Genomic DNA, 25,653 nt, shown 5'->3' with positions numbered 1-25,653 from the left:
CTTCGCACTAAGCAAAAGGCGCCACACAGGCGCCTTTTGTTTTAGGTCATGAAGATGCTAACTGCCGTCTTATTCGCAGTTACCAATACGCTCGCCTTCAATCACTGTATTCATGGTCAGCTCACCCATCGGCGATTGAGTGAATATATCCACGTTGCCTTCGATCTGCTCACCCATAAAACGCATTTCGCCATCGATAGTCGCTTCACCGCCATCGGCACGGCAAATCATGCTGTAGGAAAGGCCATCGGCATTCATATCCTGGCTGAGCAGCTCGCAACCCTCTTCTTCTTCAATGAAGCCAAACTCAGCGCTATCCAGCTCTTCTTGAGTGATGCACTGACGTTCGGTTTCCGTTTGATCGGGGATTTGCATGTCACCACTCATGCTGGTCACGCTGACAAACTCCCACTCGCCAGGCGTGACGTTAGGGGTTTCTGCCTGGGCGACCATCGGGAAGGCCAAAAAGGCCGCTACTGCCATGTGTCGTATCATCATCGCACTCATCTCTAGGTGGCTTTAAGGAATACGTTATTATCCTACCTGATTCATTACTTACATGTCCTACCGGACAAGGTCACTGCTACACTATTATCTTCAGAGTTACTCATTTTCAGGGCTTTTCGATAAAAGGGCGCTAGCGATCACATTAAGGGGAAATAGCCATGCAGGATGACGCGCTAGTAAATTATGATTTTTACTGCCCCTACTGCGATACACCACTTACGTTTCTTATCGACACCTCTCAAGGTAGCCACGATACCTGGGAGGATTGCCACCAGTGCTGTGCGCCGATTCAATTACACATCATTGTCTCGCTAATAACCGGTGAGCTAGAAGCAGTGCTCACCGGGCGAGACGACGATGTGCTTTAGCGCCCGTCGCTAAGCACTCTCGGCTTGTCGCAGTAGTGCTTTTCGTTTTGCTTCACCCCGGCGCATGAAGAACCACGCCAATAGCGTCGTGAGCGATACCGCCAGAATAATCAGCGTAGCCAGCGCATTGATCTTAGGCGACACCCCCATCCGCACCGACGAAAACACCACCATTGGCAGCGTGTTGGCACCAGGGCCAGAGACAAAGCTGGCAATAACCAAATCATCTAGTGACAGCGTGAATGCCAGCAACCACCCCGCTGCTAAGGCAGGCGAAATAACAGGCAGCGTAATAAAGAAGAAGGTCTTCACCGGTGGCGAGCCTAAATCCATGGCAGCCTCTTCAATAGAGCGATCAATTTCGCGTAAGCGGGCTGCTACAACCACCGCAACATACGCACTGCAAAACGTTGTGTGAGCAATCCAGATAGTCGCCATGCCACGATCAGCCGGCCAGCCAATCAGTTGAGCCATCTGCACGAATAGCAGTAATAGCGACAGCCCCGTAATAACTTCCGGCATTACAAGCGGCGCGGTAACCATACTCGACAGTGCCGTCTTGCCGCGAAAATGGCCATAGCGCGTCATAACGAAAGCAGCCACTGTACCCAAGCATACCGCCATGCTGGCGGCAAAAAAGGCAATTTTCAGACTTGTCCAAACCGCAGACAGGATCTGTTGATCACGAAATAATTCGCCATACCATTGTGTCGAGAACCCTGCCCACACTGTCACCAGCCGTGAGGCATTGAAGGAATAGACCACCAATACCACCATGGGCAAATAAAGAAACAACAGACCCAACACCAACATCACGGAGGTAAAGCGTGGGCGTCTACGCAGTCTCATCATTATTCAAGCTCCCGTGACTGGTAGCGATGGAACCACACAATGGGAATTAACAGCAGCAATAGCATTACCATGGCTAACGCCGAAGCCACAGGCCAGTCGCGGTTTAAGAAGAACTCTTCCCACAACACTTTACCAATCATCAGCGTATCCGGCCCCCCGAGTAGCTCAGGGATCACGAACTCACCGACGGCGGGAATAAATACCAGCATAGAGCCCGCGATGATTCCGCCCATAGAGAGTGGCAGCGTGACTTTGATAAAGGTATTAAGCTTGCGTGAACCCAGATCAGACGCCGCTTCTAGCAGCGAGTTATCCAACCGCGTTAGATGGGCATAAAGCGGTAGCACCATAAACGGCAGATAGGCATAAACAATGCCGATAATGACAGCAAACTGAGTGTTCATCATGCGTAGCGGTGAGTCGATCAGCCCCATTCCCAGCAATACGTTATTGATTAACCCGCTATTACTTAAAATACCCATCCATGCATAGACGCGAATCAAAAACGACGTCCACGACGGCAACATCACCAACAGCAGCAAAATAAGCTGCCAGCGCCCCGGAGCACGCGCCATCGCATACGCCATCGGATAGCCAATCAACAGGCATACTGCTGTCGCTACAAACGCGGTTTTTATCGAGCCCCAGTAGGCCGCCACATAGAGAGAATCTGACAACAAAAACAAATAGTTGCCCAGATTCAAAAAGATATTGAGCGTTTGATCAGCATACTCAACCAGCGGCCCATAGGGTGGGATAGCAATTGCTGCTTCCGAAAGGCTAATCTTTAGGACCAGCGCAAACGGCAACAAAAAGAATAGCGTAAGCCACAAAAGCGGAAGCGCGATAACTGCGCGACGACCTAATTGCAACCGCTTTACGAAGCCTGCAATGCGAGATGGCATCATGATAGGCGATCTCCTGTCAGCCACTGAGGCATTAGCGGTTCAGCACGATAGCGCTATGGTCTTCCCAATAGACATAAACACTATCCTCCCAGGTTGGGCGATCACCACGCCGCTCAGTATTGGCCATACTCACTTTGATCATTTGCCCAGAGGCAGTACGCACGTAGTAAAGCGAGTAGCCCCCCAAGTAAGCGATATCATCAACCTTACCTGCTTCCCAGTTGTACTCAGCGGATGGCTGCTCACGGGTTAGCCAGATTTTTTCAGGGCGCAGCGCAGCCCACACGCGGCGATCTACCGCCTGAGTCGTAATGCCATGATCAATATAGATCGGCCGAGATAAGGCGGGTGATGCAATGCGACAGTGGTCCGCAGCGTCTTCGACGATTTCACCTTCGAACAGATTCACCGTACCGACAAATTCCGCCACCATTCGGCTGGCCGGGCTTTCATAAATATCGACCGGTGAACCCACCTGCTCTATCCAGCCATCGGCCATAATCGCAACGCGGTCCGCCATGGTCATGGCTTCTTCTTGGTCGTGGGTAACCATGATGCAGGTAACCCCCACCTGCTCAATGATTTCAACAACCTCGAGCTGCATTTCAGTGCGCAGCTTTTTATCTAACGCCCCCATCGGCTCATCCAACAACAGCAGCTTGGGACGCTTGGCCAGCGAACGTGCAAGCGCTACCCGCTGGCGCTGTCCGCCGGAAAGCTGATGCGGTTTACGCTTAGCAAAACGTTCCATATGCACTAGTTTGAGCATCTGTGCGACACGGGCATCGACATCTGCCTTAGCTAGCTTGTCCTGCTTGAGCCCAAAAGCGATGTTTTGCGCTACCGTCATGTGGGGAAATAACGCGTAGGATTGAAACATCATATTGATTTGACGCTTGTGTGGCGGCATAGAGGTAATATCTTCGCCGCCTAGCAGAATCCGCCCTTCGCTGGGCGTTTCAAACCCCGCCAACATACGCAACAACGTCGACTTGCCTGATCCTGACCCACCTAGCAAGGCGAAAATTTCGCCGCGCTTTACCTGTAAATTAACATCATCGACCGCAAGCGCATCGTCGAAGCGCTTACTTAAGCGCTTTACCTCAAGCACACTATCTTCTGCAAACCTTGGCGTTTTTCCCTGAGCGCGCTGAGCGGCGGGAGGAGTTACCGCAGGAGAGGATGACGACTCGTTCGACAGGGGCGTAGTGACCATTCGCCACTCCCATCAAAAGGCCCGGAAACCGGGCGTTAAAAAAGTAACAGCGAGCCCAGCATTGGCTTGGCTCGCTGTTAGGCGATGACTAAATTAACGACCTGATTTGACGCGATTCCAGATACGCGTACGTGCGCGCAGAACGTCTTGAGGTTTTTCAGCCTGCAAATAGAGGTTTTCCATCACCTCGGCTTCAGGGTAAATAGCCGGGTCATTGATAATTTCATCGGAGAGATATTCATTAGCCGCCGCATTAGGATTGGCATAACGCACGTACTCGGTAATTTCAGCGGCGATTTCCGGATCAAGAATAAAGTTAATGAAGGCGTGGGCATTTTCAGAATTCGGCGCATCAGCAGGCACTGCCATCATATCAAACCACAGCGCAGCCCCCTCTTTGGGAATGCTGTAGCCAATAGTGAAGTCACGGCCGGCTTCTTCGGCACGATCAGCCGCCTGGAAAACATCGCCGGAATAGCCTGCGGCCACACAAACATCACCATTCGCCAAGTCGGAAACGTAACGAGAAGAGTGGAAATAGGTCATATCGTCACGAACACTGGCAATGAGTTCACCAGCGGCTTCCAGGTCTTCGATATTTTCACTGCGCGGATCAAACCCTAGATATGCCATGGCGGGAGACAGCATTTCATCAGCAGAATCCAGCATCGACAGCCCACAACCGGCCTCGCTCAACGCGCCGGTAATTTCAGGATCAAAGAGCAGCGCCCAGCTATTCAGTGGCGCGTCATCGCCTAAAATGTCTGTCACACGGTCAACATTATAACCAATGCCGTTGGTACCCCACATATAGGGCACCGAGTATTCGCTACCCGAATCGATCTCTTCCAGGCTAGCCATCAATTCAGGATTGAGGTTATCTAAATTAGGCAGCAACTCATGATTGAGCGGCTGAAAAACACCGGCCTTTACCTGGCGGGTAAAATAATAAGTAGAAGGAACCACAACATCGTAGCCAGAGCGGCCAGACAAAAGCGCAGCGTCTAATATTTCATTGCTGTCATAAACATCATAGGTCACTTCAATACCGGTGCGCTCGGTAAACTTTTCTAGCGTTTCAGGGGCGATATAGTCGGACCAGTTGTAAACTCGCACTTCATTCGCTTGTGCATTAGCAGCCGCTACGGCAAAAGATAGGGCCGTAACGGCCACTGAAAGTTTGTGAATATTGCCCATCTCACTACTCCTTATATCGCTAAGAATATTTCGTTAACTGCCAAGTCACTCAAACGTCAAGCTTACGCTAAAACATTAAAAACAGCTGTGGCTACTATGCCAGATAAGCGAATTTTGCGGTGCAGCGACATCTATCGCAAGCCCATGGGGAAAATTCTTGTATTCTGCTTCATGCGACCCCACTTGTAGGGTAGCCAACTCAGAAAAACACATATTGATAGTCTAATACTATTGCTTATATGCATTTTTACAATTTTAGCTATTGGTCGTAGTTGGTTACCATGAGCGATAACTTTTTCCACTGCCACTCACTTATTTTGGAGACGTTCTGAATGTCCCTGATCAACACTGAAGTAAAACCGTTTAAAGCGACTGCCTACCTGAACGGCGAATTTATCGACGTCACTGAAGCAGACTTGCAAGGTAAGTGGTCTATTTTCTTCTTTTACCCTGCTGATTTCACCTTTGTCTGCCCGACTGAGCTGGGTGACTTGGCTGACAACTACGCTGAATTTAAAAAGCTAGGTGTTGAAATCTACAGCGTGTCTACTGACACCCACTTTACTCACAAAGCTTGGCACGACAGCTCTGAAACCATCGGCAAGCTGCAGTACCCGATGATTGCTGATCCGACCTTACAGATCTCTCGCAACTTCGAGGTATTGATTGAAGAAGCTGGTCTTGCAGAGCGTGGTACCTTCGTTGTTGACCCCGACGGCAAAATTCAGATCGTCGAAATCAACGCTGGCAACATCGGCCGTAACGCTGAAGAGCTACTGCGCAAAGTGAAGGCTGCCCAGTACGTTCGCGAGAACCCAAACGAAGTATGCCCGGCTAAATGGAAAGAAGGCGAAGAGACGCTTGCTCCGTCTCTGGACCTCGTAGGCAAAATCTAAACGGCCTACCGCTGCCGTTCAGGATTGCCCCTTAAGGCAGCACGACACCCGGGCATACCCCGGGTGTCCTGTTTTTGAGTACCCGTTTTTGAGTACCCGTGTTAACGCAAACATCGTTTTCCCTATCGCTCTTACTCATGCTGCGGTCTTTCGACAGCAGCGAGCGTGTTAGGTTGAGAACTCATTACTGCTGACTGCGAGGAAGCCACTGTCATGCTGGACGCCAATTTAAAAAATCAGTTGAAAGCTTATTTAGAAAAAGTGACTCAACCGTTCGAGATCGTTGCGTCCCTCGATGACGGTGCCAAGTCACGCGAATTGCTAGGTTTGCTCGAAGACATCAGCAGCCTATGCGACAAGATTACACTGCAAACTGACGGTCAAGATAATCGCACGCCGTCATTTGCCATTAACCGCCCCGGCGAAGAAACCGGCGTGGTATTTGCGGGCATTCCGATGGGGCACGAGTTCACCTCGCTGGTGCTGGCACTACTACAAGTGGGTGGGCATCCCCCAAAGACGTCCGAAGAACTGCTAAATCAAATCAAGGCGCTCGACGGCGAACTGCTGTTCGAGACGTACTACTCGCTCTCCTGCCAGAACTGCCCAGATGTTGTTCAAGCGCTCAACTTGATGGCGATTTTCAACCCCAATATTCGCCACGTGGCCATCGATGGCGCCCTGTTCCAGGATGAAGTCGAAGCTAGGGAAATCATGTCGGTTCCCAGCATCTATTTAAATGGCAAACCGTTTGACCAGGGACGTATGACCTTAGAGCAGATTCTAGCCAAGGTTGATACGGGTGCTGCTGAACGAGAAGCGAAAAAACTTAGCGAAAAAGCCGCCTTTGACACGCTGGTAATTGGTGGTGGCCCTGCGGGTGCCTCAGCAGCAATCTACTCTGCCCGTAAAGGGATCAACACAGGCGTTGCTGCTGAGCGTTTCGGTGGACAGGTGGCAGACACCATGGGCATTGAAAACTTTATCTCCGTCAGCCATACCGAAGGCCCTAAACTAGTTAGCGCTTTAGAAGAACATGTTAAAGAGTACGATGTTGACGTTATGAACCTTCAGCGCGCCACGTCGTTTAAAGCCGCTGAAAACGAAGGTGATTTACACGAAATAACCTTCGAGTCAGGCGCCAAACTGAAGAGTAAAACGCTCGTCCTGGCAACCGGTGCGCGTTGGCGCGAGATGAATGTGCCTGGCGAACAACAGTACCGCAACAAAGGTGTTGCTTACTGCCCCCACTGCGATGGCCCGCTATTTAAAGGCAAACGCGTAGCAGTGATTGGCGGCGGCAACTCTGGCGTTGAGGCCGCTATCGATCTGGCCGGTATTGTAGGCCACGTCACCCTAGTCGAGTTTATGGGTGAGATGCGTGCAGACGCCGTGCTACAGAAAAAGCTTAAGAGCCTGCCTAACGTCGACATTGTTTTAAACGCTGAAACCACGGAAGTGACAGGCGACGGCAGCCGAGTTAACGGTTTAGCCTACAAAGACCGCAATACCGATGAGCTTAAAACCATCGCACTAGAAGGTATCTTTGTTCAAATTGGCTTAGTGCCTAATACCGAGTGGCTGAAAGGTTCACCGATTGAAATGACGCCACGCGGCGAAATCATTGTCGATGCCCATGGCATGACGTCAGTTCCAGGCGTATTTGCAGCAGGCGACGTGACTACCGTGCCATACAAGCAAATTATTATCGCCATGGGTGAGGGTGCAAAAGCATCACTGGGTGCGTTTGACTATTTGATTCGCCACTAATCTGATTCGACATTAGCTAGCCTGCTGGGCGGATCCCCTGCCACCCTTTAGGCTGTTTCCTTTGACGTAAAGACCGTGACGTCACGCCCGCTGCCCTGCGGGCGTTTTTTTTTGTTCGCAGGGTTAATCAGCGCGACCGCACACTGAGCAAGCAGGATCACGCGGCACCTGAAAATGACGCCACTGCCCGCTCAAGCCCTCAAAAGTGGCAAGCCCTTGATGCGGTTTTCCTGCACCGCTCAACAGCTTAAAAGCTTCTATCGCTTGAAAACAGCCAATCAACCCAACCAGTGGCGCCATGACACCGCTTTCTGCACAACTCAAGGCTTCATCTTCGCTATCGCCAGGAGGATACAGGCACGCATAACAGGGGCATGCTGGATCACGAGGATCAAAGACGGCTAACTGCCCAGAAAAACGAATTGCCGCTCCAGAGACCAGCGGTACACCGGCCTGCTGAGCAGCAGCGTTAATCGCATAACGGCTTGAAAAACGATCGGTGCAATCCAGCACCACATCTGCCGACGCTACCAGTGCCTCAAGCGCCTTGCCATCCGCATGTTGCTCCAAGGCGATTACATGGCACTCAGGGTTAAGTGCCTGCATGCTCGCTTTTGCTGAACGTGCCTTATTGGTGCCGATACTCGCCTGCTGGTGAGCAATCTGGCGCTGCAGGTTTGACAACTCTACCGTGTCAGCGTCGGCAATCGTGATTTTGCCCACGCCAGCGGCCGCTAAGTAAAGCGCCACAGGAGACCCAAGCCCACCTGCACCGACAATCAGAGCATGAGCATTTCTCAGGCGCTCCTGCCCCTCAATATCAACCTCGGGTAGCATAATTTGGCGGCTATAGCGCAGCAGCGCCTGATCATCCATCATGGGATTACTTATCCTCAAATTCCTCGAAATCGGGTATGTGTAAGTTGAAGCTCTCTTTCACTTCTTCCATTACCACATAGCTTTTGGACTCTTTTACCCCAGGCAGCGTCAGTACAACATCGCCTAGTAGCTGCCGGTAAGCGGACATCTCAGGAATGCGGCATTTTAAAATATAATCAAACTGACCAGACACCAAATGACACTCTTGGATTTGCGGCAGTTTCTCGACCGCCCGACGAAACTCATCAAACACAGCAGGTGACTGAGTTTCCAGGCTAATCTCCACAAAGACTAACAAGTTAGCTTTCAGTGCCTGCGGATCAAGAATGGCTTGATAGCCGCGAATGATGCCCGCACGCTCAAGGCGCTTAACACGCTCTAAACAAGGGGTTGTGGATAAGCCGACTTCAGCGGCAAGGTCGACATAGGAAATTCGCGCATTTTCCTGCAGACAGCGCAAAATTTTAAGATCGATCCGGTCCAGCGTTCTATTTTTTGGTTTCATGGCAGGATCCAATACTGATGAATCAGGCGGTTATTAAAGGTGGCCCAGGGTAACCCGTTCATGACCTCCAACGTCTAGTACACTTTCAACGTTTTGGAAGCCAGCGCGCACTAATGCCGTGCGTACGTTGGCCGCTTGCGTATAACCATGCTCTAAGGCAAGCCAGCCGCCATCGGAAAGATAGCCACGAGCGGTACAAATCAAATGCAGCAAATCCGCCATTCCGTCAGCATCGGCCACTAGTGCCGATAATGGCTCAAAACGCACATCACCCAGGCGCAAATGTGGGTCGTCGGCAGCGATATAGGGCGGGTTACTAACAATAATATCGAATGCAACCGCTTGTGGGGGCTGAACAAACGCGCTAAACCAATCGCTAATTACGAACTGAGCATTGTCGATCTTCAGCGCTTGTGCATTGCGCGTTGCGAGTGCCACTGCTTCTGGGCGAATATCCGCCCCGATTACTTGCCAGTTAGGTTTCTCGCTGGCAAACGCAAGTGCAATAGCGCCAGTGCCGGTGCCAAGATCCAGCAATCTTCCTGCCCTCGCCTTGGCACGCATCAGGACAGCCTCAACCAGAGTTTCGGTATCAGGACGTGGAATCAGCGTTTCTGGCGATGTCGCCAGCCGCAGCCCCCAAAACTCTCTTTCACCAGTCAGATAGGCAATTGGCAACCCCTGGGCACGCGCAGCCACCAACGCATCAAATCGTGCTTGCTCCCAGAGGGGGCACTGACGATCCCCCCAGGTATACAGCCAAGTACGGTCATGCCCCGTAGCGTGACTGAGCAGCACCTCGGCATCAATTCTAGGGGAAGGCGACCCTACCGCTTGCAGCCGAGCCGCCGCTCGTCGCAAAAGCATATCGAACGTCACAACATCAAAGCTCATTAGGCGTCCTGAAGGGCCGAAAGCTGCTCTGCTTGATATTCGTGAATGAGCGGCTCAATGACATCATCAAGCTGCTCACCCGTAATGACTTCCGTTAGTTTGTAGAGTGTCAGGTTAATACGGTGGTCGGTAATCCGGCCCTGGGGGAAATTGTAAGTACGAATGCGTTCACTACGATCCCCTGAGCCTACCAATGAGCGGCGAGCGTCTGCTTGCTCTTGGCGCTGCGAGTCAACCGCATTGCGTTTGAGTTTGGCTGCCAGCAACGACATCGCCTTTGCACGGTTTTTATGCTGACTGCGCTCTTCCTGGCACTCCACCACGACGCCTGTAGGCAAGTGAGTAATACGGATAGCAGAATCTGTGGTGTTGACGTGCTGACCGCCCGCGCCACTGGAGCGATAGGTATCAACGCGCAAATCAGAGGGATTAATATCGATATCGCCCACGTCGTCCACTTCAGGCATGACCGCCACCGTGCAGGCGGACGTATGTATCCGGCCTTGCGATTCCGTCGCGGGCACGCGCTGTACGCGGTGCGCGCCAGACTCAAATTTCAAGCGCGCATAGACACCATCGCCTTTCACGCGAGAAATAACTTCTTTGTAACCGCCCTGCTCACCGTGACTGGCACTAACAACTTCAACGCGCCAGCCACGTTTTTCCGCATAACGTGAGTACATGCGAAACAGATCACCCGCAAAAATAGCGGCTTCATCCCCGCCCGTACCAGCGCGCACTTCCAAGAATACACCGCGGCCATCATCGGGGTCTTTAGGCACCAGCAGGCGTTTCAGCTCACTATCCAGGGCTTCGAGTTTCTCACGCCCCTCACTGATTTCCAGTTCCGCCAGCTCGCGCATATCGGGGTCGCTGTCGCGACTTAACTGCACGGCTTCTTCGATGCTTTTTTCTACCTCGCCGTAGCGCTGCCAGGCGGCGACCAGCTCTTCTAATTCCGCGTACTCACGGGAGTAGTCGCGAAAACGCTGCTGATTATTAATCACTTCAGGGTCAGACAGCAGCATTGCCAGCTCTTCAAAACGGTCGGAAAAGCTATCTAGACGTTGGCGCAAAGTCTCTTTCATGCGGGTGTATCATCCTTCTGGCATTTTACCGCGGCCACTGGTTGCTCAAAGGCAGGCTTAGCAGGCAGTAGTATATTGGGCGCGGCATTCAGCAACTCGTTATTTTCTTGGGATGCAGCGTCGCGCAAGGCAAGCGTGGGCTGATGCATTAACCGATTCGCCAATTGGTGAGCTAGACGTTCAATCACCTTGGCAGGATCTTCACCCTTTGCTAATCGCTCAAGCGCTTGCTCACGAGAATGGTCTCGAATGGCCTCTCCGTGACGTCGATAGTCGCGAATAATTTCGCCGCCATTACGGATTCGACGCTCATGCTGCCAACTACCCACCCCGTGCTCGATAAGCGATTCTGCCTGATCAGCGGCAACTTGACGGTGACGGCGATTCTCTTCAATGACCTCTTGCAAATCATCAACGGTATAAAGGAAGACATCTGCAAGCTCACCCACTTCTGGCTCGATATCACGCGGCACCGCGATATCCACCATAAACACCGGTCGATGGCGACGCTTTTTCAGCGCACGCTCTACCATCCCCTTCCCTAGGATCGGCAGCGGAGAAGCCGTAGAGGATATGACGATATCAGCCTGCTCTAACGCTTCCGGTATTTCTGGCAGTGTAATAGCAGAACCACCCAGAGGAGCAGACACTAGCTCAGCGCGTTCCCGGGTACGATTGGCTACCGTTAGATGCCGCACGCCGGCTTCATGAAGATGACGCGCTACCAGTTCAATGGTTTCTCCCGCCCCGATCAAAAGCGCTCTGGCACGACTAAAGTCATCAAAAATACGGCTAGCCATACTGACCGCAGCATACGCCACCGACACTGGATTTTTGCCAATGCCCGTTTCCGTGCGCACCTGTTTGGCTACCGCGAAGGTGTGTTGGAATAACCGCTCCAATTCACCACCCAACCCATTGGCTTGGCGGGCCTGCTGATAAGCATCTTTTAACTGACCGAGTATTTGTGGTTCGCCCAGCACCATAGAGTCCAGGCCAACGGCGACGCGCATCAGATGACGCGCAGCATCGTTGTCAAGATAATGATAGGCACAGCGGGAAAGGTCTTCGATGCGCAAATTATGAAAGCGCCCAAGCCAATCCAGCACGGCATGCTCACCGGCGGCATCCGTCACGCAATAAAGCTCGGTACGGTTACACGTCGAAAGCACAGCCGCTTCGCTGATTTGCGGCAGGTTACGCAGCTCCGTCAACGCGCTTTCCAGCTGCGTTGGCGTAAATGCAACCTGCTCACGTACGGCCACGCTGGCGGTACGATGATTTATTCCCAGGGCAAGAAGCGTCATGCGTTATGCGTCTTCGCTAGTGGATCGGTCGTCACGTCACTTGTCGATCTGAATGTCTGAAGCTTGCTATAGCAAGTCTAAAAAGAGTAGGTAGATACGATGAACTATAAGTAGATACTATGAGTAGATACCATGGATTGCACCACCCCACTCCGTTTTCAAGGTGTAATATTCTATCACAGCACAGCATGTTCTGGCGCACACCACTTTGCCGCAGGCAACCAAGCCGCTATGCTGAGCACTCGGCCACCTGATCGAGAGACGCATGCCCCTTCGCGCGACACTACTGGGTCACCCCCTATCGTTACCGGGTTTACCCTTACTGCCCTTGGCCACAACGCTACTACTGGGCGGCTGCCAGCTTTCCCCGTCTTCCTTTGAGAGCGGGGTTCAAAATGATGCTTATGATCCCATGCAGTCAGCGCCGCCGATTACTCGCGGGCTGGATGCCGAGGGTCTTCGCTCGTTGCTGGCAGCAGAACTTGCTGGCCAACGGGGCGATTATCGCTATGCCAGCCAAGGCTATCTGGAAGCGTCCCGGCGCTATCGCAACCCCGCGTTAGCCGAGCGCGCCACTTTTGCAGCGCGCTTTGGCAATGATGTCGCCTTAATGGAAGCCTCCGCGATACGCTGGCGCGAATTAGCACCTCAAGCAGAAATGCCGAACAGGTTGCTGGCCACCCTCTCATTACAACGCGGAGACTGGCTGGACAGCTTAGAGCAGCGTCTGGCGATCGCTGAAGCAGGAGGCAATGGCGAAATAGCGGCTTTTTCTGAGGCGGCGGTGGCCGAAGAGGCGCCACTGAATCTATTAATCGAGCCATTGCGCGACTATCTTGCCCAGCCTGGCGCTCAGCAAAATGAATTCCACAGCGATGTTTTACTTGGCGCCGCACTGATCGAGTCAGCACTAGGGCAAACACGTCAAGCGCAACAGCATCTGGATCAAGTAACGCAGCTGTCACCTGAATCTGCCGCTTTGTGGCTTGCTAAGGCGCGCCTAGCATTAGAGATTGGCGATCATCGTGGTGCTCAGAACGCCGCGCAAAGGGGGCTAGATTTAGCGCCCGACGATGTCCGTTTTATATTAATGTTAGCCCAAGCTGAAATTCGCCTGAACAACATTACCGCTGCGGAAGCACACACCACTACATTGCTAGAAACACATGGTGGTAACGAAGAATTACGCATTGCTCTCGCCCAACTCTATTTGGAAGAAGGCCATAGCGAGCCAGCGTATCGATTACTGCAACCTCTGATTGGTCAGGACCGCGTACCTAACACGGCCTACTTCTTACTGGGGGCCATTGCCCAGTCTCAAGGAGAAGTCGATAACGCGCTGCTTTATTATCGGCAAGTACAAGACGGCAACGAATTTCTTCCAGCCCGAGCCGCCGCTGCACGCATGCTGATTGAAAATGATCGCCTGCTAGATGCTCGCGCTATGCTGCGTGTCGAGCGAATGCGCCATGACGACTACTTCGGTGAGCTGGTAATGCTAGAAATACAGCTACTGGATGAATTTAATCTGCAAGAAGAGGCCATGGCACTACTTGATAGAGAGCTGGCTCGTACGCCAGATGACACCAGCCTGCTTTATTTAAGGGCAATGCGCGCGTGGGAAATGGGCGATCTTGAAGCGATGGAGCGCGACCTGCGCCAAATACTACATACCGAACCTAATAATGCAGATGCATTAAACGCATTAGGCTACACGCTTGCCGACCTGAACCTCCAGGGGCGCCTTGAAGAAGCACGCGATTTGATTGAGCGTGCCTATGAAGCTGATCCCAGCAACCCTGCAATACTCGACAGCATGGGCTGGGTCTATTTCCGGCTCGGCCAGCCTGACAATGCACTTGCGTGGCTAGAGAGCGCCTACGCACAAGTGCCTGATCAAGAAATTGCCGCTCATTTAGCCGAAGTTCTGCATGCCCTAGGACGCAGTGAAGAAGCACGCCAGCTTATTGAGCGCATTCTTCAGCGAGCAAGCTATCACCCGCAAATTGATGACTTACTTGAGCGCCACCCTGAACTAACACCGTTAAGCGCGCCCTAACATGACATGCCTTTATAAAAGCATGCCCTTATAAAAGCACGCCCTTATAAAAGCACGCCCTTATAAAAGACAGTTTACGCAGTACTGACATGGAGCCAGTTTATGTTGACCAATTCCCTGCCCGCGAGCCGTTTATCACTCTGCAGTCGTTCAACTCGTTTGTTACTGGCCGGTATTGCCCTATTAACGCTGGCTGGGTGTGCCACCCAAACGCCTGTAGATGATGGCGGACGCCAAGCTGGGCAATGGGAACGCCAGCAAGCCGACGTTGAAGCCTTCGATACCTGGACTCTCGTGGGCAAAGCAGGACTTCGCACTCCCCAGGAAAATACCAGCGCCAATCTAGACTGGAATCAACATCCCCACTATTTCCGCATGCTGATCAGTGGCCCCTTTGGCGGCGGGCGCAGTGTGCTAGAAGGTCGTGAAGGGCGCTTTTCGCTAACCACTAGCGATGGTCGCTTTGAAGCCGAAACGCCGGAAGCATTAATGGAAGAGCAACTTGGTTGGTCATTGCCGGTTCGCGCCATGCCTGACTGGGTGCGCGGCCTGCCGGGCGAGCACGCCAGCTACCAGTTGGAATCAGACGAGCTCGGCTTCCCTAACCACTTACAGCAAGATGGTTGGGAGATCGACTACCGTGACTGGGAGCAAGTAGAGGGGATGTGGCTACCTCGTCGACTAGTGATGAACTATGGCGACCTGCGCATCACCCTGGTGGTCAATCAGTGGCAATCCACTAACTCGGACTCTTAGATCAGTAGAGAGATCACATGCCTGCAACACCCTCGGCGTTGACACTGCCTGCTCCCGCTAAGCTAAACCGCATGTTGCATATCGTAGGCCGTCGTCAAGACGGCTATCACGAGCTGCAAACGCTTTTTCAGTTTATCGATTTGTGTGATTACCTTACCTTCACGCCACGCACTGACAGCGCCATTACACTTTCCAACACGCTTAGTGGCGTTGCCCATAACGACAATTTAATTGTCCGTGCAGCACACTTATTGCAACAGGCAAGCGGCATTCAGCAAGGCGTCTCAGTCGCCATCGAAAAAAATCTGCCGATGGGAGGCGGTCTTGGCGGTGGAAGCTCTAATGCAGCTACCACCCTGGTCGGGTTGAATCACCTGTGGCAACTAGGACTAAGTAGCGAAGCGCTTGCAAAACTAGGGCTGACGCTAGGTGCCGATGTCCCGGTATTCGTTCACGGTCACAGCGCCTGGGCGGAAGGCGTTGGCGAAAAGCTTACGTCTGTCACGCTAGATACGCCCTGGTTCGTGGTCATCCATCCAGGCGTTAGCGTCTCAACACCAGCAATCTTCCAAGACCCGGAATTGACACGCGACAGCCTCCCCATTACTATGGCGCGCGCACTGCAGGGGGGAGCGCCGGAGTGGCGTAACGACTGCGAAGCTATCGTCAAAAAACGCTATCCGCCAATTGCGGAAGCATTGGACTGGCTCACGCAGCATGCACCTAGTCGGTTGACCGGTACCGGCGCCTGCTTGTTTGCGGCTTTCGATTCACAGCAAGCCGCACAAGCCGTCGCATATATGGCAGGTCAACATTGGCATTCATGGGTAGCGCGCGGACTCAACACCTCTCCCCTACAAGATGCTCTGGGCCGCTGAAAGCGCCCGGTCATCGCATTAGGTTTATTGCTGGGGTATCGCCAAGTGGTAAGGCACCGGTTTTTGGTATCGGCATTCCCAGGTTCGAATCCTGGTACCCCAGCCAACCTAATTATGATCTGCGTTTTCTCCCCTGATCCCCAACACTGCAAAGGTGGCTGCGCGTGTCAAAATTGATGGTTTTCACCGGGAATGCCAATCCCGAACTCGCTCAAAAGATTGCCGAGAGCTTAGACAGCCGTATGGGTAATGCTACGGTCGGTCAATTTAGCGACGGCGAAATCGCGGTCGAGATCAATGAGAACGTGCGTGGTAAGGATGTGTTCATCCTGCAATCCACCTGTGCCCCCACGAACGATAACCTGATGGAACTGATTCTGATGGTGGACGCCCTGCGTCGCGCCTCAGCTACCCGTATTACGGCAGTCGTTCCCTATTTTGGCTATGCACGCCAGGATCGTCGCGTCCGTTCAGCCCGCGTTCCCATCTCAGCGAAAGTTGTTGCTGATATGATGGTGAAAGCTGGCGTTGATCGCGTCATGACGATGGATCTGCACGCTGACCAAATTCAAGGTTTCTTCGACGTACCGGTTGACAACGTTTACGGCTCACCTATTTTGCTGGACGACATCGAGCGCCAGAACTACGACGACCTCGTTGTGGTTTCTCCCGATGTCGGCGGCGTTGTGCGCGCTCGCGCTATCGCCAAACAGCTGAACGCTGATCTTGCCATTATTGATAAGCGTCGCCCCCAGGCCAATCAGGCCCAGGTAATGCACATCATCGGTGAAATCGAAGGCCGCACCTGTGTGGTTGTCGATGACATGATTGATACCGCTGGCACGCTCTGCAAAGCTGGCGAAGCGCTAAAAGATCACGGCGCAGCACGCGTTGTCGCTTATGCAACACACCCGATTTTGTCCGGCCCTGCGGTCGACAACATCACCAACTCGGTGCTGGACGAGGTTGTCGTGACCGACACTATTCCGCTTTCCGACACTGCCCGTCGCAGCGGAAAAATTCGCCAGCTGAGCGTTGCCGGACTCATCGCGGAAGCCATCCGTCGAGTCAGCAACGAAGAATCCGTTAGCGCGATGTTCCATTAATCGCCTGACGTAGCAGCCCCCTACTGGGGCCCTGGAAGCGTCGTCGTCTGGTCGCGGTCGGCGGCGTTTCCTTACTTAAACCAAGAGGCAAATTAAATGTCTGATTTTATCCTGAAAGCCAGCGTTCGTAACGACCTGGGGAAAGGTGCGAGCCGCCGCCTGCGTCGTGCGAACCAACAAGTACCGGCCGTTGTTTATGGCGGTGAAAAAGGCGCTCAGTCTATCTCTGTAGAAAAAACTGCTTTCTACAAAGCGATTGAAGACGAGTCCTTCTTCTCTTCGGTGATCAAACTGGTCATCGACGGTACTGAAGAGCAAGTGGTTGTTCGTGACCTACAGCGTCACCCCTTCAAGCCGCTGTTAACCCACGCTGACTTCCTGCGTGTTGACGCTACTCACGAAATCACCATGAACGTGCCGCTGCACGTCGTTGGCGAAGAGAAGTGTGTCGGCATCAAAGATCAAGGCGGCGAACTGCACGTCCTGGCCAATGAAGTAGCCATTAGCTGCTTGCCGAAAGATCTTCCGGACTTCTTGGAAGTGGACATCAGCAACGTCGAGCTGGGCACCACCCTTCACCTGTCTGACCTGACCTTGCCTGCAGGCGTTACGTCTGTTGACCTGTCTCACGGTGAAGAGCATGACAACGCCGTTCTAAGCATCACCAAAGTAAAAGTACGCGGCGGTGATGACGAAGAGAGCGAAGGTGAAGGCGAAGAAGAGTCCAGCGCTGAGTAAAGCGCTAGCTCTCGGCGCTGCCAGCTGATGCTTTTCAGTGCCACCTGGGTCATGCCTGCATGACCCAGGAATGATAAAATCAAGCGCTTCGGCGCTTGATTTTTTTTTGCGGCCTGACATGACGTCGAAAATTTCGTCTAGAAATTTTTATGAGGTGGGACAATGAGCCAGGTAACGGCCATTATTGGCCTGGGAAACCCCGGTGCAGAATACGATGCAACTCGCCATAATGCGGGCTTTTGGCTGGTAGACGCCATTGCACGCAGTGCGCACACAGAGCTTCGCCCGGAAAAGAAATTTTTGGGCCTGTACGCCAAAGCACGTGTTGGCGACCATGAACTGCACCTTCTCAATCCCACTACTTTTATGAACCGTAGCGGTGCTGCCGTCGCAGCGCTTGCACAGTTTTTCAAACTAACGCCTGACAATTTACTGGTTGCTCATGATGAGCTAGACCTTCCCCCAGGACAGGCACGCTATAAGACCGGCGGTGGTCATGGCGGTCATAACGGCCTGCGAGACATCATTAGCGCCTTAGGCAACCAGAAGCAGTTTCATCGGGTAAGAATTGGCATTGGCCACCCGGGAGAAGCACGTCAGGTCGTTAACTATGTGCTAGGCCGACCCGGCAAAGCCGAACGGGAAGCCATTGAAAGCGCTTTGGATGAGTGCCTAGCTACGCTACCACTTGCACTCTCTGGCGACTGGGCTAAAGCCATGAACCGCCTTCATAGCGTAAAATAGCAGCACACTTTATAAGCACCCTTAGAATCAGGCGTTCTAGCACGCCCTTTTTTTCAATATTGGCAGACGCTTCCCTTGTTGCGCTGCCCTAGCGGCCAGGAAGTAATTTATGGGCTTTAACTGCGGTATCGTCGGCCTACCTAATGTAGGCAAATCCACGCTTTTTAATGCGCTGACCAAATCAGGTATTGATGCAGAAAACTTCCCATTCTGCACCATTGAACCGAACGTAGGCATCGTACCAATGCCTGACCCGCGACTTGATAAGCTTGCGGAGATCGTCAAGCCACAAAAAGTGCTGCCGACAACAATGGAATTTGTCGATATCGCAGGCTTAGTCGCCGGGGCATCCAAAGGCGAAGGCTTGGGCAACAAGTTCTTGGCCAATATTCGCGAAACCCAGGCGATCGCCCATGTCGTACGCTGCTTTGATAACGACAACGTAATCCACGTTGCCAACCAAGTGGATCCACGGGCAGATATTGAAACCATCAACCTGGAACTGGCACTTGCCGACCTGGATACCGTCGAAAAAGCCAGCCAACGCCTCGTTCGTGCAGTAAAAGGCGGCGACAAAGATGCCACTGCCACCAAGGCCATTCTCGACCGCATTCAGCCACACCTCGCTGAAGGTATGCCGCTGCGTAGTTTTGGTCTTGATGAAGATGAGAAGCGCCAGATTAAGAGCTTCGGTTTCTTAACGCTCAAGCCCACCATGTACATTGCCAACGTTAACGAGGATGGCTTCGAGAACAATCCCTACCTGGATATCGTTAATGAGATTGCAGCAGAAGAAGGCGCTGCAGTGGTGCCGGTATGCAACCAGCTAGAAGCTGAGATTGCCGAGCTGGATGACGAAGAACGCAGCATGTTCCTATCAGAAATGGGCATGGAAGAGCCAGGGCTTGATCGCGTCATTCGCGCAGGCTATGCCCTGCTTGGCCTACAAACATATTTCACCGCTGGCGTTAAAGAAGTCCGCGCCTGGACAGTGAAAGAAGGCGCCAGCGCCCCAGAAGCCGCTGGCGTGATTCACACCGATTTCCAGAAAGGTTTTATCCGCGCGGAAGTGGTTGCTTACGAAGACTTTGTCGCCCTCAATGGCGAGCAAGGGGCTAAAGATGCTGGCAAATGGCGCTTAGAAGGTAAGGACTACATCGTTAAAGATGGCGATGTTATTCATTTCCGTTTTAACGTCTAAGTTGTAGCTGGCATTGCAGGTGATTGCTTAGAGTTGCGAGACAGTCCTTTAATCACCCCGAAAGCCCCCATATATGGGGGCTTTCGCGTTTATACACCTTGCATAAAATTGCATGATCATACAGAGAAAAAGCGACTACACCGGTGTATATGATTCTTGGACAGCGCGATTTTAGGTGTATACGATGAAAGGATCCTGAGAAATCGAGTCATTCCATGCTCACCGACGCTCACTGCTGGGCTGCAAAACCCAGAGACAAGCTGTACCGCATCAACGATGCCCGGGGCCTCTACCTTGAGGTCAAGCCTAACGGGGTGCGAGCATGGCGATATCGATTCAAATTGAGCGGCAAGGCTTCGTGGTTCGCCCTAGGCGATTATCCAGACACCTCGCTGGCTAATGCTCGTGATAAGTGTAACGATGACCGTGGATTCACACGGACCTCAGTAAACTCAAAATCCCCGTAATCACTTGCTGATACGGGGATTTTGTTTATTGGGCTCGCCCCCCTCCTCCATTGTGATCCGGAATGTTGATGGGGTGGGACTCCTCAGCAGCCTGTCCGGCAAGCTGGGGCACGCCGCCGAGTTATGCAAGAATGATTGTATTGGCAATCACTACAGGGATTGAAGAGCATGCCATTTCCTCTCAAACGTCGTCTGGTTTTGCTTGATGTCATGGCCATGAGGTCCAGAATCATCGCTGGACTTGAACATCAGGAAAGAAAAACCTCAGGCATGTCACGCCAGGTCTCCAGCGTTGACGTGAAGTGGGCACACAGGATTTTCAGCAAGTGAGCCTGGATACAACCAAAGATGCTTTCTTCGCCTATCAGGCTGTGTACCGCTATCTCGTCGAGTTGATCGAGACCGCCAATTCGGAACATGAACAGAAATTGCCGTCCTTGCGGCAACTGGCCCAGCGCCTGAACGTGTCGGTGTCGACGACCAAGTACGCCTATTCCCTTCTCGAGGACGAGGGGCGGATCTATGCCAAACCCAAATTCGGTTATTTCACCAAGGCGAGGCCGGCCCCCTTATTGAGCGAGGGCTCGCCCAATCTGCTGGACAACGTATTCTCCAATGCACGCCAGCCGGGGATGCTAGCCCTTAGTAGCGACGCGCCAGCGATGCTGTTGTCGCTGGAAAACCCATTGTTGATGATGGAGCGCGAACTGGCCCGGCAATACCCCCGATCCCATGCACCACTCTATCAGCCGTTCGGGGAGCCCGAGTTACGCGGTGCTCTGGCCGACCGCTACACCAGTTCCACGCACTGCTACTGGCAGGCCGAGCATGTATATATTGGCTCGGACCTGCACAGTGTGCTGGAGTTATCCCTCAGTGCCCTGAATCTGGGTGGCACTGTGGCGTTGGTGGAATCGCCGTGTTCATGGGCGATCCTACGCCAGTTGCAAGCAGCAAAGATTCGCGTGATCGAAGTGCCCCTCGGCGAGGATGGACGTTTCAACTTGCCCGCACTCAATGATTTGCTCAGGCGTGAGCCCATCCGGCTGGCGGTGCTGTCGTCCACCGTGAACATTCCCCAAGGCAACCTGATGCCGGCGCAGGATAAGCAGCAGATCTGTCGATGGTTGGCGGAGCGGGATGTCTGGCTGTTCGAAAATGACAGCTACGGCGAGTTCTATTTTTCCCCCAATCCCGCTCGCTATCGCGACTTTGCCGACCCGGAAAAGCTGCTGGTGTTTTCGACCTTCGACAAAATCATTGGCTCGGAAGCGCCTTATGGTTATGTGCTGTGTCGCCGACACCGGCCTCAGTTGCATCGTCTGTTCCTGGAACGGGCATTTCGTCTGTCGCCGATCCGTCAGAAAGCAATCGCCAAACTCTTCAGTTCCAAGCGCATCGATCAGCATTTGATGGTGCTGCGGGCCATGCTGCTGGACCGCATGAAACGGATGGAGGCTCTGCTGGAGGAACATGGTGATGGCCAGTTACGGATTGTCGCCCCGCAAGGCGGCGCGACCTTCTGGCTCGAAGCCCTGCGCTCGGTGGACATGCGACGGGTGTTCGAGCGCTTGTTGGCCCAGCGCATCGTTATCGCCCCCGGGGAAATCTTCAGCCAGCAGGGGGCCTGGCGGCATCACGTGCGCTTGAGCTACACTCTCGACTGGAGCAAGGATATCCCCCAGGCCCTGAAGAAACTGGCCCAGGCTATCAGCGAAGAGTACTAGACATGCCTAGAGCCCATAGCAATGCCGCGATTCAGGGAATCGGCCATCGCGCACTTCTTCAGCAAAACGCTCACAAGCGTCGCGAATAACCGCGCCGACATCGGCGTACTGTTTGACGAAGCGCGGTACCTGCTCACCGCCCAAACCCAGCACGTCTTCGGTCACCAACACCTGGCCGTCGCAAGCCGGTGAGGCGCCGATGCCGATGGTGGGTATTTTCGAATCCAGGGTAATTTGCCGAGCGACACCTTCGGCCACACCCTCGAGCAACAGACTGAAAGCTCCAGCTTCGAGGTTGGCCCGGGCATCTTCGGCAATTACCGCGCCGGTTTCGGTGGTCAGGCCCTGGGCCTTGAATCCCCCCATGACATTGACGAACTGCGGCATCAGCCCGACGTGGGCCATGACCGGAATACCACGTGCCACCAAAAACTCGATGGTACCCGCCAGAGCCTTATTGGTTTCCAGCTTGACGGCATCGCAACCGGTGCGCGCCAGGACCTGGGCGCAATTGCGAAAGGCCTGCTCGCTAGATTCCTGATAGCTGCCGAACGGCATGTCGGCGATGACACAAGACAGGCGTGTGCTGTCGACTACGGCCCGGGTATGGCCGATGATTTCTTCGAGCTGCATGCTCAGCGTCGAGGCCCGACCATAACCGACCATTGCAGTAGAGTCACCGACCAGGATGAAGTCGACGATAGGGTCGATCAGCTTGGCAATAGAGCTGGAGTACGCCGTCAGGGATACGATTTTCTGTTGGCCCTTCATCGCGACCAGTTGCGGAACCGTCAATCGTTTAGTACGAGTATGAGTGCTCATAAGTGTCTTCCTGTGATGATTGAAAACCCCACGGGATGGGGCGTCTGTCATTACAACCAGTCTTTCTCCCGTTCACGTCAGGCCTCATGGTCCTGGTGAGGAAGTGTCCGATTATTGGTTAAACGCAAGAAAACTCAATGTACAGATTTGCACTAAAAAGCAACCCAGATGCATTGTCTGGTTGTCCCGTCCGGTAATTGGATGGACCATTGCCGGCTAGATACCTGATGGCATTATTCGAACGACATGGCCTGTTTAAGGGTTTGATCTCGAATGCTGTTTCAGTCGCGAATTTTCATGAGTACCTGTTTAGAGTCCCCTTATGACGGCCCATATTTATCCACAACCTGGTCGCTTTTCCCGGTCTGACCACAAGACCCTGGGTCTGGCGGCGCTGGGTGGTGCACTGGAAATCTACGACTTCATCATCTTTGTGTTCTTCGCCCTGACTCTCAGCCAGTTGTTCTTTCCGCCAGAGATGCCTGAGTGGCTGCGTTTGCTGCAAAGCTTCGGGATTTTCGTCACCGGCTATCTGGCACGCCCGCTGGGCGGCATCCTGATGGCGCACTTCGCTGATCGAGTGGGACGCAAGCGGCGTGTTCAGTCTGAGCATTCTGATGATGGCCTTGCCCTGCCTGCTGATCGGGATCATGTCGACCTATGAATAGATCGGTTATTGGGCTCCCTTGATCCTGCTGCTATTGCGGGTGCTGCAAGGAGCCCCGGTGGGTGGCGAAGTGCCGAGCGCCTGGGTGTTCGTGGCCGAGCATGCCCCAGTCGGGCATCGTGGCTATGCCCTGGGTGTGTTGCAGGCCCTGAGCCCCGAGCGGCTCGACCAAGCCTTGCCCTACATACGCGACTGGGCGGCGGCGGCCGAGAGCCTGACCGCCGTGCAGGCAGTCGAGGGGTTCAACCAGACGTTCGAAATCCGACGCCGAGCAGCCGAAATCTTTCATGATGTCGATCTGGTGTTGCCTTCGACGAACCAGGTCAGCTCCTTTTCGGCAGAATAGGCTTCACCTACCAATGACCCACGCCTGCCGTTCGCGCACATCGTCTTTACCGTGCCCTGGAACATGGGTGAGCAACTGGCGCTATCGATCAACTGCGGCTTTACCGACCAAGGCATGCCGATCGGCCTGCAGATGATCGTCTCACGCTTCGCTGATCAGTGGTTGCTTCAGCTCGGTAAAGCCTATGAAAACTGGCGCGGCACGATTCGACACTGGCCCAAACCGCCGTCTCACTGAAAACGTTTTGTTGTCCTGCGGGAGCGTGCGGCTGCTTTTTTTCCTCTAGAGATTTATCGAAATGGATTTTCGTGTACTTCTGATGGCCGGCGTAGCCGTCGGCAGCCCTTTGCTTGCCATCGCGGGCGAAGCGGTGACCAAGCAAGATGAGGCTCCGGGATTTATCGACGGCAGCCATTTGAGGCAGAACTTGCGCCATTACTATGCCAACCAGCACACCCGACGCTCTACCTATCTAAGGATCAAGAAAGCCGATGGCCTGGAGCAGACCCGCATCCGTGAAACCTGGGTGCAAACCGCGATGCTCAACTACAGCTCCGGATATACCCAGGGGCCGATCGGCTTCGGGCTGGACGCCTCATTGTTCAGTGCTGTCAATCTGGAGCGAGGACATGGGCGTGTCGCCAATGGCGGCGATCGAGTGCTGGTTGATAGCGACGGCGATGCGGTGCCGACCTGGAGCCGATTGGGGGTCGGTGATCTGCGGTTGCGTTTTTCCAGTACTGAAATAAAGGCCGGGCGCTTGCTCACCGACAACCCTATTCTGCGCTACAAGGATAATCGCGCCCTGCCCTCGAGCTTTCAGGGCGTGGGACTGTTCATTAATGAAGCCGATTGGTTGTCATTGCAGGCTGGCAGCTTCGACCGGGCGATTCCACGCTCCGGTACCGGCAGTGAGAAACTCACCACCACCTTCGGCAACAGGGCGTATTCGGGGTCGCGTATTTCCTATCTCGGCGGGATGACCAAGACCTCTTACGGCCTGGACGTCAGCCTCTACGCTTCACGCTTCGAGGACATGTGGCAGCAGACCTATCTGGCATTGACCCAATTGATCGGGGATCAACGTCAGATAGCGCTCAAGACCGCACTGAATTACTACCATACCGAGGACCAAGGCGAGCAACGCCTGGGCTATATCGACAACGACGCCTTCAGCCTGGCCTTTACCGCATCACATCTGGCCCACAGCCTGACGCTCGCCTGGCAGCAGGTGTATGGCGACGAGTACTTCGACTATGTTTGGGAGTCCACGGGCAATTACATGGCCAACTCGTTGTACTCGGACTATAACGGGCCGAACGAGAAGTCTTGGCAACTGCGCTACGACCTGGATCTGGCGTTCTTAGGGGTGCCAGGCCTGACTACAAGCCTATGAATTGCAACAGCATGCAGAAAAAATCAGCGCACCGCTTTGTTTGAAGCCTTAGACAGCCGGGGAGGGAAACACTCATTGAGCCTCAGTCCTCAGACATCCAACCAAGACTGTGATCTTTGAGAAAAGCCGCTTCTGATGCCAGGCGCCTTTCTCAATCCCTAAAGCTAGTCGTCGAGCTAGATGTCAAACACTTTGATCACGGCTGTGGTGAGAGCATCAAAATTTCTAGTCAGATTAAATCGCTCGACGCGACGGCTGATCGCCTAGAGATAGTAATTAACCTCGTTCGATTCTTAAGGCATTGCACGCGTTTCCGTTATTGAAAACACTTGCTCTCTACAATATCCCTCCAAGCACTC

At 53.4% G+C, this 25,653-nt stretch carries 27 protein-coding genes and 1 tRNA gene; 17 read left to right on the top strand and 11 right to left on the bottom strand.

What is annotated here, in order from left to right:
- Nucleotides 1-69 precede the first annotated feature (69 nt).
- Nucleotides 70-498, bottom strand: coding sequence for a DUF3617 domain-containing protein (locus NF683_RS13525; protein ID WP_193061666.1), 429 nt, complete (start codon nucleotides 496-498; stop codon nucleotides 70-72).
- Nucleotides 499-665: 167 nt separating this feature from the next.
- Between NF683_RS13525 and NF683_RS13520 the strand changes: the two genes are divergently transcribed.
- On the top strand, nucleotides 666-875 hold the full coding sequence (locus tag NF683_RS13520; RefSeq protein WP_089038639.1) for a CPXCG motif-containing cysteine-rich protein: 210 nt from the start codon (nucleotides 666-668) through the stop codon (nucleotides 873-875).
- 9 nt (nucleotides 876-884) lie between these two features.
- Here the strand turns inward: NF683_RS13520 and NF683_RS13515 are convergent, their stop codons facing one another.
- The 4 genes from NF683_RS13515 to NF683_RS13500 form a co-directional block, all read right to left on the bottom strand.
- A complete protein-coding gene (locus tag NF683_RS13515; RefSeq protein ID WP_172420359.1) occupies nucleotides 885-1,727 on the bottom strand; it encodes an ABC transporter permease subunit in 843 nt (280 codons plus the stop codon).
- Nucleotides 1,727-2,635: an ABC transporter permease subunit gene (locus NF683_RS13510; protein WP_089038641.1), complete on the bottom strand. Its 909-nt coding sequence runs from the start codon at nucleotides 2,633-2,635 to the stop codon at nucleotides 1,727-1,729. Before NF683_RS13510 ends, NF683_RS13515 begins: the two co-directional genes overlap by 1 nt.
- Nucleotides 2,636-2,666: 31 nt before the next feature.
- Complete coding sequence (locus NF683_RS13505; RefSeq protein ID WP_089038642.1) at nucleotides 2,667-3,851, bottom strand: ABC transporter ATP-binding protein; 1,185 nt, start codon at nucleotides 3,849-3,851, stop codon at nucleotides 2,667-2,669.
- Nucleotides 3,852-3,944: 93 nt separating this feature from the next.
- Nucleotides 3,945-5,048, bottom strand: coding sequence for a polyamine ABC transporter substrate-binding protein (locus NF683_RS13500; RefSeq protein WP_193061665.1), 1,104 nt, complete (start codon nucleotides 5,046-5,048; stop codon nucleotides 3,945-3,947).
- Nucleotides 5,049-5,380: 332 nt separating this feature from the next.
- Between NF683_RS13500 and ahpC the strand changes: the two genes are divergently transcribed.
- Together ahpC and ahpF are read left to right on the top strand one after the other, a co-directional pair.
- A complete protein-coding gene (ahpC, locus tag NF683_RS13495) occupies nucleotides 5,381-5,944 on the top strand; it encodes an alkyl hydroperoxide reductase subunit C (RefSeq protein ID WP_038482734.1) in 564 nt (187 codons plus the stop codon).
- Nucleotides 5,945-6,157: 213 nt separating this feature from the next.
- Entirely contained in the window at nucleotides 6,158-7,714 is a 1,557-nt protein-coding gene (ahpF, locus tag NF683_RS13490) for an alkyl hydroperoxide reductase subunit F (RefSeq protein WP_193068057.1), read from the top strand.
- A gap of 123 nt (nucleotides 7,715-7,837) precedes the next feature.
- Here ahpF and NF683_RS13485 read toward each other — a convergent pair whose 3' ends face one another.
- From NF683_RS13485 to hemA, 5 genes are read right to left on the bottom strand one after another with little or no spacing between them, the layout of a single operon-like run.
- The gene (locus tag NF683_RS13485) at nucleotides 7,838-8,593 is read right to left on the bottom strand and encodes a HesA/MoeB/ThiF family protein (RefSeq protein WP_253920232.1); all 756 of its coding nucleotides are present in this window, start codon (nucleotides 8,591-8,593) and stop codon (nucleotides 7,838-7,840) included.
- Nucleotides 8,594-8,597: 4 nt separating this feature from the next.
- Nucleotides 8,598-9,098 carry an Lrp/AsnC ligand binding domain-containing protein gene (locus tag NF683_RS13480; RefSeq protein WP_038482725.1) on the bottom strand — a complete coding sequence of 167 codons (501 nt, stop codon included), beginning with the start codon at nucleotides 9,096-9,098 and terminating at the stop codon, nucleotides 8,598-8,600.
- A gap of 33 nt (nucleotides 9,099-9,131) precedes the next feature.
- A complete protein-coding gene (gene prmC, locus NF683_RS13475; protein WP_275050938.1) occupies nucleotides 9,132-9,977 on the bottom strand; it encodes a peptide chain release factor N(5)-glutamine methyltransferase in 846 nt (281 codons plus the stop codon).
- A gap of 14 nt (nucleotides 9,978-9,991) precedes the next feature.
- The gene (gene prfA, locus NF683_RS13470) at nucleotides 9,992-11,080 is read right to left on the bottom strand and encodes a peptide chain release factor 1 (protein ID WP_089038646.1); all 1,089 of its coding nucleotides are present in this window, start codon (nucleotides 11,078-11,080) and stop codon (nucleotides 9,992-9,994) included.
- On the bottom strand, nucleotides 11,077-12,387 hold the full coding sequence (gene hemA, locus NF683_RS13465; protein WP_089038647.1) for a glutamyl-tRNA reductase: 1,311 nt from the start codon (nucleotides 12,385-12,387) through the stop codon (nucleotides 11,077-11,079). Before hemA ends, prfA begins: the two co-directional genes overlap by 4 nt.
- Nucleotides 12,388-12,652: 265 nt before the next feature.
- Between hemA and NF683_RS13460 the strand changes: the two genes are divergently transcribed.
- From NF683_RS13460 to NF683_RS13415, 10 genes are all read left to right on the top strand, one after another.
- The gene (locus NF683_RS13460; protein ID WP_253920230.1) at nucleotides 12,653-14,446 is read left to right on the top strand and encodes a tetratricopeptide repeat protein; all 1,794 of its coding nucleotides are present in this window, start codon (nucleotides 12,653-12,655) and stop codon (nucleotides 14,444-14,446) included.
- A 102-nt stretch (nucleotides 14,447-14,548) separates the two neighbouring features.
- On the top strand, nucleotides 14,549-15,202 hold the full coding sequence (lolB, locus tag NF683_RS13455) for a lipoprotein insertase outer membrane protein LolB (protein WP_253920229.1): 654 nt from the start codon (nucleotides 14,549-14,551) through the stop codon (nucleotides 15,200-15,202).
- Nucleotides 15,203-15,219: 17 nt separating this feature from the next.
- On the top strand, nucleotides 15,220-16,080 hold the full coding sequence (ispE, locus tag NF683_RS13450) for a 4-(cytidine 5'-diphospho)-2-C-methyl-D-erythritol kinase (RefSeq protein WP_253920228.1): 861 nt from the start codon (nucleotides 15,220-15,222) through the stop codon (nucleotides 16,078-16,080).
- 31 nt (nucleotides 16,081-16,111) lie between these two features.
- A tRNA-Gln gene (locus NF683_RS13445) sits at nucleotides 16,112-16,186 on the top strand.
- A gap of 58 nt (nucleotides 16,187-16,244) precedes the next feature.
- On the top strand, nucleotides 16,245-17,186 hold the full coding sequence (locus NF683_RS13440; protein ID WP_171880177.1) for a ribose-phosphate pyrophosphokinase: 942 nt from the start codon (nucleotides 16,245-16,247) through the stop codon (nucleotides 17,184-17,186).
- 96 nt (nucleotides 17,187-17,282) lie between these two features.
- Entirely contained in the window at nucleotides 17,283-17,924 is a 642-nt protein-coding gene (locus NF683_RS13435) for a 50S ribosomal protein L25/general stress protein Ctc (RefSeq protein WP_095602305.1), read from the top strand.
- A gap of 162 nt (nucleotides 17,925-18,086) precedes the next feature.
- Nucleotides 18,087-18,668 carry an aminoacyl-tRNA hydrolase gene (gene pth, locus NF683_RS13430; RefSeq protein ID WP_089038651.1) on the top strand — a complete coding sequence of 194 codons (582 nt, stop codon included), beginning with the start codon at nucleotides 18,087-18,089 and terminating at the stop codon, nucleotides 18,666-18,668.
- Nucleotides 18,669-18,777: 109 nt separating this feature from the next.
- A complete protein-coding gene (ychF, locus tag NF683_RS13425; RefSeq protein ID WP_038482699.1) occupies nucleotides 18,778-19,869 on the top strand; it encodes a redox-regulated ATPase YchF in 1,092 nt (363 codons plus the stop codon).
- 215 nt (nucleotides 19,870-20,084) lie between these two features.
- On the top strand, nucleotides 20,085-20,336 hold the full coding sequence (locus NF683_RS13420; RefSeq protein WP_089038652.1) for an Arm DNA-binding domain-containing protein: 252 nt from the start codon (nucleotides 20,085-20,087) through the stop codon (nucleotides 20,334-20,336).
- Nucleotides 20,337-20,662: 326 nt separating this feature from the next.
- Complete coding sequence (locus tag NF683_RS13415; protein WP_198361480.1) at nucleotides 20,663-22,063, top strand: aminotransferase-like domain-containing protein; 1,401 nt, start codon at nucleotides 20,663-20,665, stop codon at nucleotides 22,061-22,063.
- Nucleotides 22,064-22,069: 6 nt separating this feature from the next.
- Here the strand turns inward: NF683_RS13415 and panB are convergent, their stop codons facing one another.
- A complete protein-coding gene (gene panB / locus NF683_RS13410) occupies nucleotides 22,070-22,885 on the bottom strand; it encodes a 3-methyl-2-oxobutanoate hydroxymethyltransferase (protein WP_089038653.1) in 816 nt (271 codons plus the stop codon).
- 322 nt (nucleotides 22,886-23,207) lie between these two features.
- Between panB and NF683_RS13405 the strand changes: the two genes are divergently transcribed.
- The 4 genes from NF683_RS13405 (at nucleotide 23,208) to NF683_RS13390 (ending at nucleotide 25,294) form a co-directional block, all read left to right on the top strand.
- Nucleotides 23,208-23,549, top strand: a complete 342-nt coding sequence (locus NF683_RS13405) for a hypothetical protein (RefSeq protein WP_198361481.1) — start codon at nucleotides 23,208-23,210, stop codon at nucleotides 23,547-23,549.
- A gap of 22 nt (nucleotides 23,550-23,571) precedes the next feature.
- Nucleotides 23,572-23,898, top strand: coding sequence for a hypothetical protein (locus NF683_RS13400; RefSeq protein WP_198361482.1), 327 nt, complete (start codon nucleotides 23,572-23,574; stop codon nucleotides 23,896-23,898).
- 24 nt (nucleotides 23,899-23,922) lie between these two features.
- Nucleotides 23,923-24,135 carry an amidase family protein gene (locus NF683_RS13395; RefSeq protein WP_342760377.1) on the top strand — a complete coding sequence of 71 codons (213 nt, stop codon included), beginning with the start codon at nucleotides 23,923-23,925 and terminating at the stop codon, nucleotides 24,133-24,135.
- Between the two features lie 61 nt (nucleotides 24,136-24,196).
- Nucleotides 24,197-25,294, top strand: a complete 1,098-nt coding sequence (locus NF683_RS13390) for an OprD family outer membrane porin (protein WP_198361484.1) — start codon at nucleotides 24,197-24,199, stop codon at nucleotides 25,292-25,294.
- The last annotated feature ends 359 nt before the right edge of the window (nucleotides 25,295-25,653 follow it).

The sequence above is a fragment of the Halomonas sp. MS1 genome, from assembly GCF_024182575.1.
Classification (GTDB): Bacteria; Pseudomonadota; Gammaproteobacteria; order Pseudomonadales; family Halomonadaceae; genus Vreelandella.
Note: the sequence above shows the minus strand (reverse complement) of the source record. Positions and strands in the feature narration are given on the sequence as shown.

Bases quoted from the DNA above. Each gene is read 5' to 3' on its own strand.
- NF683_RS13420 (WP_089038652.1), top strand. From the start codon at position 20,085: ATGCTCACCGACGCTCACTGCTGGGCTGCAAAACCCAGAGACAAGCTG.
- NF683_RS13405 (WP_198361481.1), top strand. From the start codon at position 23,208: ATGACGGCCCATATTTATCCACAACCTGGTCGCTTTTCCCGGTCTGAC.
- ahpF (WP_193068057.1), top strand. From the start codon at position 6,158: ATGCTGGACGCCAATTTAAAAAATCAGTTGAAAGCTTATTTAGAAAAA.
- NF683_RS13505 (WP_089038642.1), bottom strand. From the start codon at position 3,851: ATGGTCACTACGCCCCTGTCGAACGAGTCGTCATCCTCTCCTGCGGTA.
- prfA (WP_089038646.1), bottom strand. From the start codon at position 11,080: ATGAAAGAGACTTTGCGCCAACGTCTAGATAGCTTTTCCGACCGTTTT.
- NF683_RS13500 (WP_193061665.1), bottom strand. From the start codon at position 5,048: ATGGGCAATATTCACAAACTTTCAGTGGCCGTTACGGCCCTATCTTTT.
- NF683_RS13460 (WP_253920230.1), top strand. From the start codon at position 12,653: ATGCCCCTTCGCGCGACACTACTGGGTCACCCCCTATCGTTACCGGGT.
- NF683_RS13390 (WP_198361484.1), top strand. From the start codon at position 24,197: ATGGATTTTCGTGTACTTCTGATGGCCGGCGTAGCCGTCGGCAGCCCT.
- ychF (WP_038482699.1), top strand. From the start codon at position 18,778: ATGGGCTTTAACTGCGGTATCGTCGGCCTACCTAATGTAGGCAAATCC.
- ispE (WP_253920228.1), top strand. From the start codon at position 15,220: ATGCCTGCAACACCCTCGGCGTTGACACTGCCTGCTCCCGCTAAGCTA.
- NF683_RS13525 (WP_193061666.1), bottom strand. From the start codon at position 498: ATGATGATACGACACATGGCAGTAGCGGCCTTTTTGGCCTTCCCGATG.
- NF683_RS13510 (WP_089038641.1), bottom strand. From the start codon at position 2,635: ATGATGCCATCTCGCATTGCAGGCTTCGTAAAGCGGTTGCAATTAGGT.
- NF683_RS13480 (WP_038482725.1), bottom strand. From the start codon at position 9,098: ATGAAACCAAAAAATAGAACGCTGGACCGGATCGATCTTAAAATTTTG.
- NF683_RS13435 (WP_095602305.1), top strand. From the start codon at position 17,283: ATGTCTGATTTTATCCTGAAAGCCAGCGTTCGTAACGACCTGGGGAAA.
- NF683_RS13485 (WP_253920232.1), bottom strand. From the start codon at position 8,593: ATGATGGATGATCAGGCGCTGCTGCGCTATAGCCGCCAAATTATGCTA.
- ahpC (WP_038482734.1), top strand. From the start codon at position 5,381: ATGTCCCTGATCAACACTGAAGTAAAACCGTTTAAAGCGACTGCCTAC.
- NF683_RS13520 (WP_089038639.1), top strand. From the start codon at position 666: ATGCAGGATGACGCGCTAGTAAATTATGATTTTTACTGCCCCTACTGC.
- NF683_RS13515 (WP_172420359.1), bottom strand. From the start codon at position 1,727: ATGATGAGACTGCGTAGACGCCCACGCTTTACCTCCGTGATGTTGGTG.
- hemA (WP_089038647.1), bottom strand. From the start codon at position 12,387: ATGACGCTTCTTGCCCTGGGAATAAATCATCGTACCGCCAGCGTGGCC.
- lolB (WP_253920229.1), top strand. From the start codon at position 14,549: ATGTTGACCAATTCCCTGCCCGCGAGCCGTTTATCACTCTGCAGTCGT.
- panB (WP_089038653.1), bottom strand. From the start codon at position 22,885: ATGAGCACTCATACTCGTACTAAACGATTGACGGTTCCGCAACTGGTC.
- pth (WP_089038651.1), top strand. From the start codon at position 18,087: ATGAGCCAGGTAACGGCCATTATTGGCCTGGGAAACCCCGGTGCAGAA.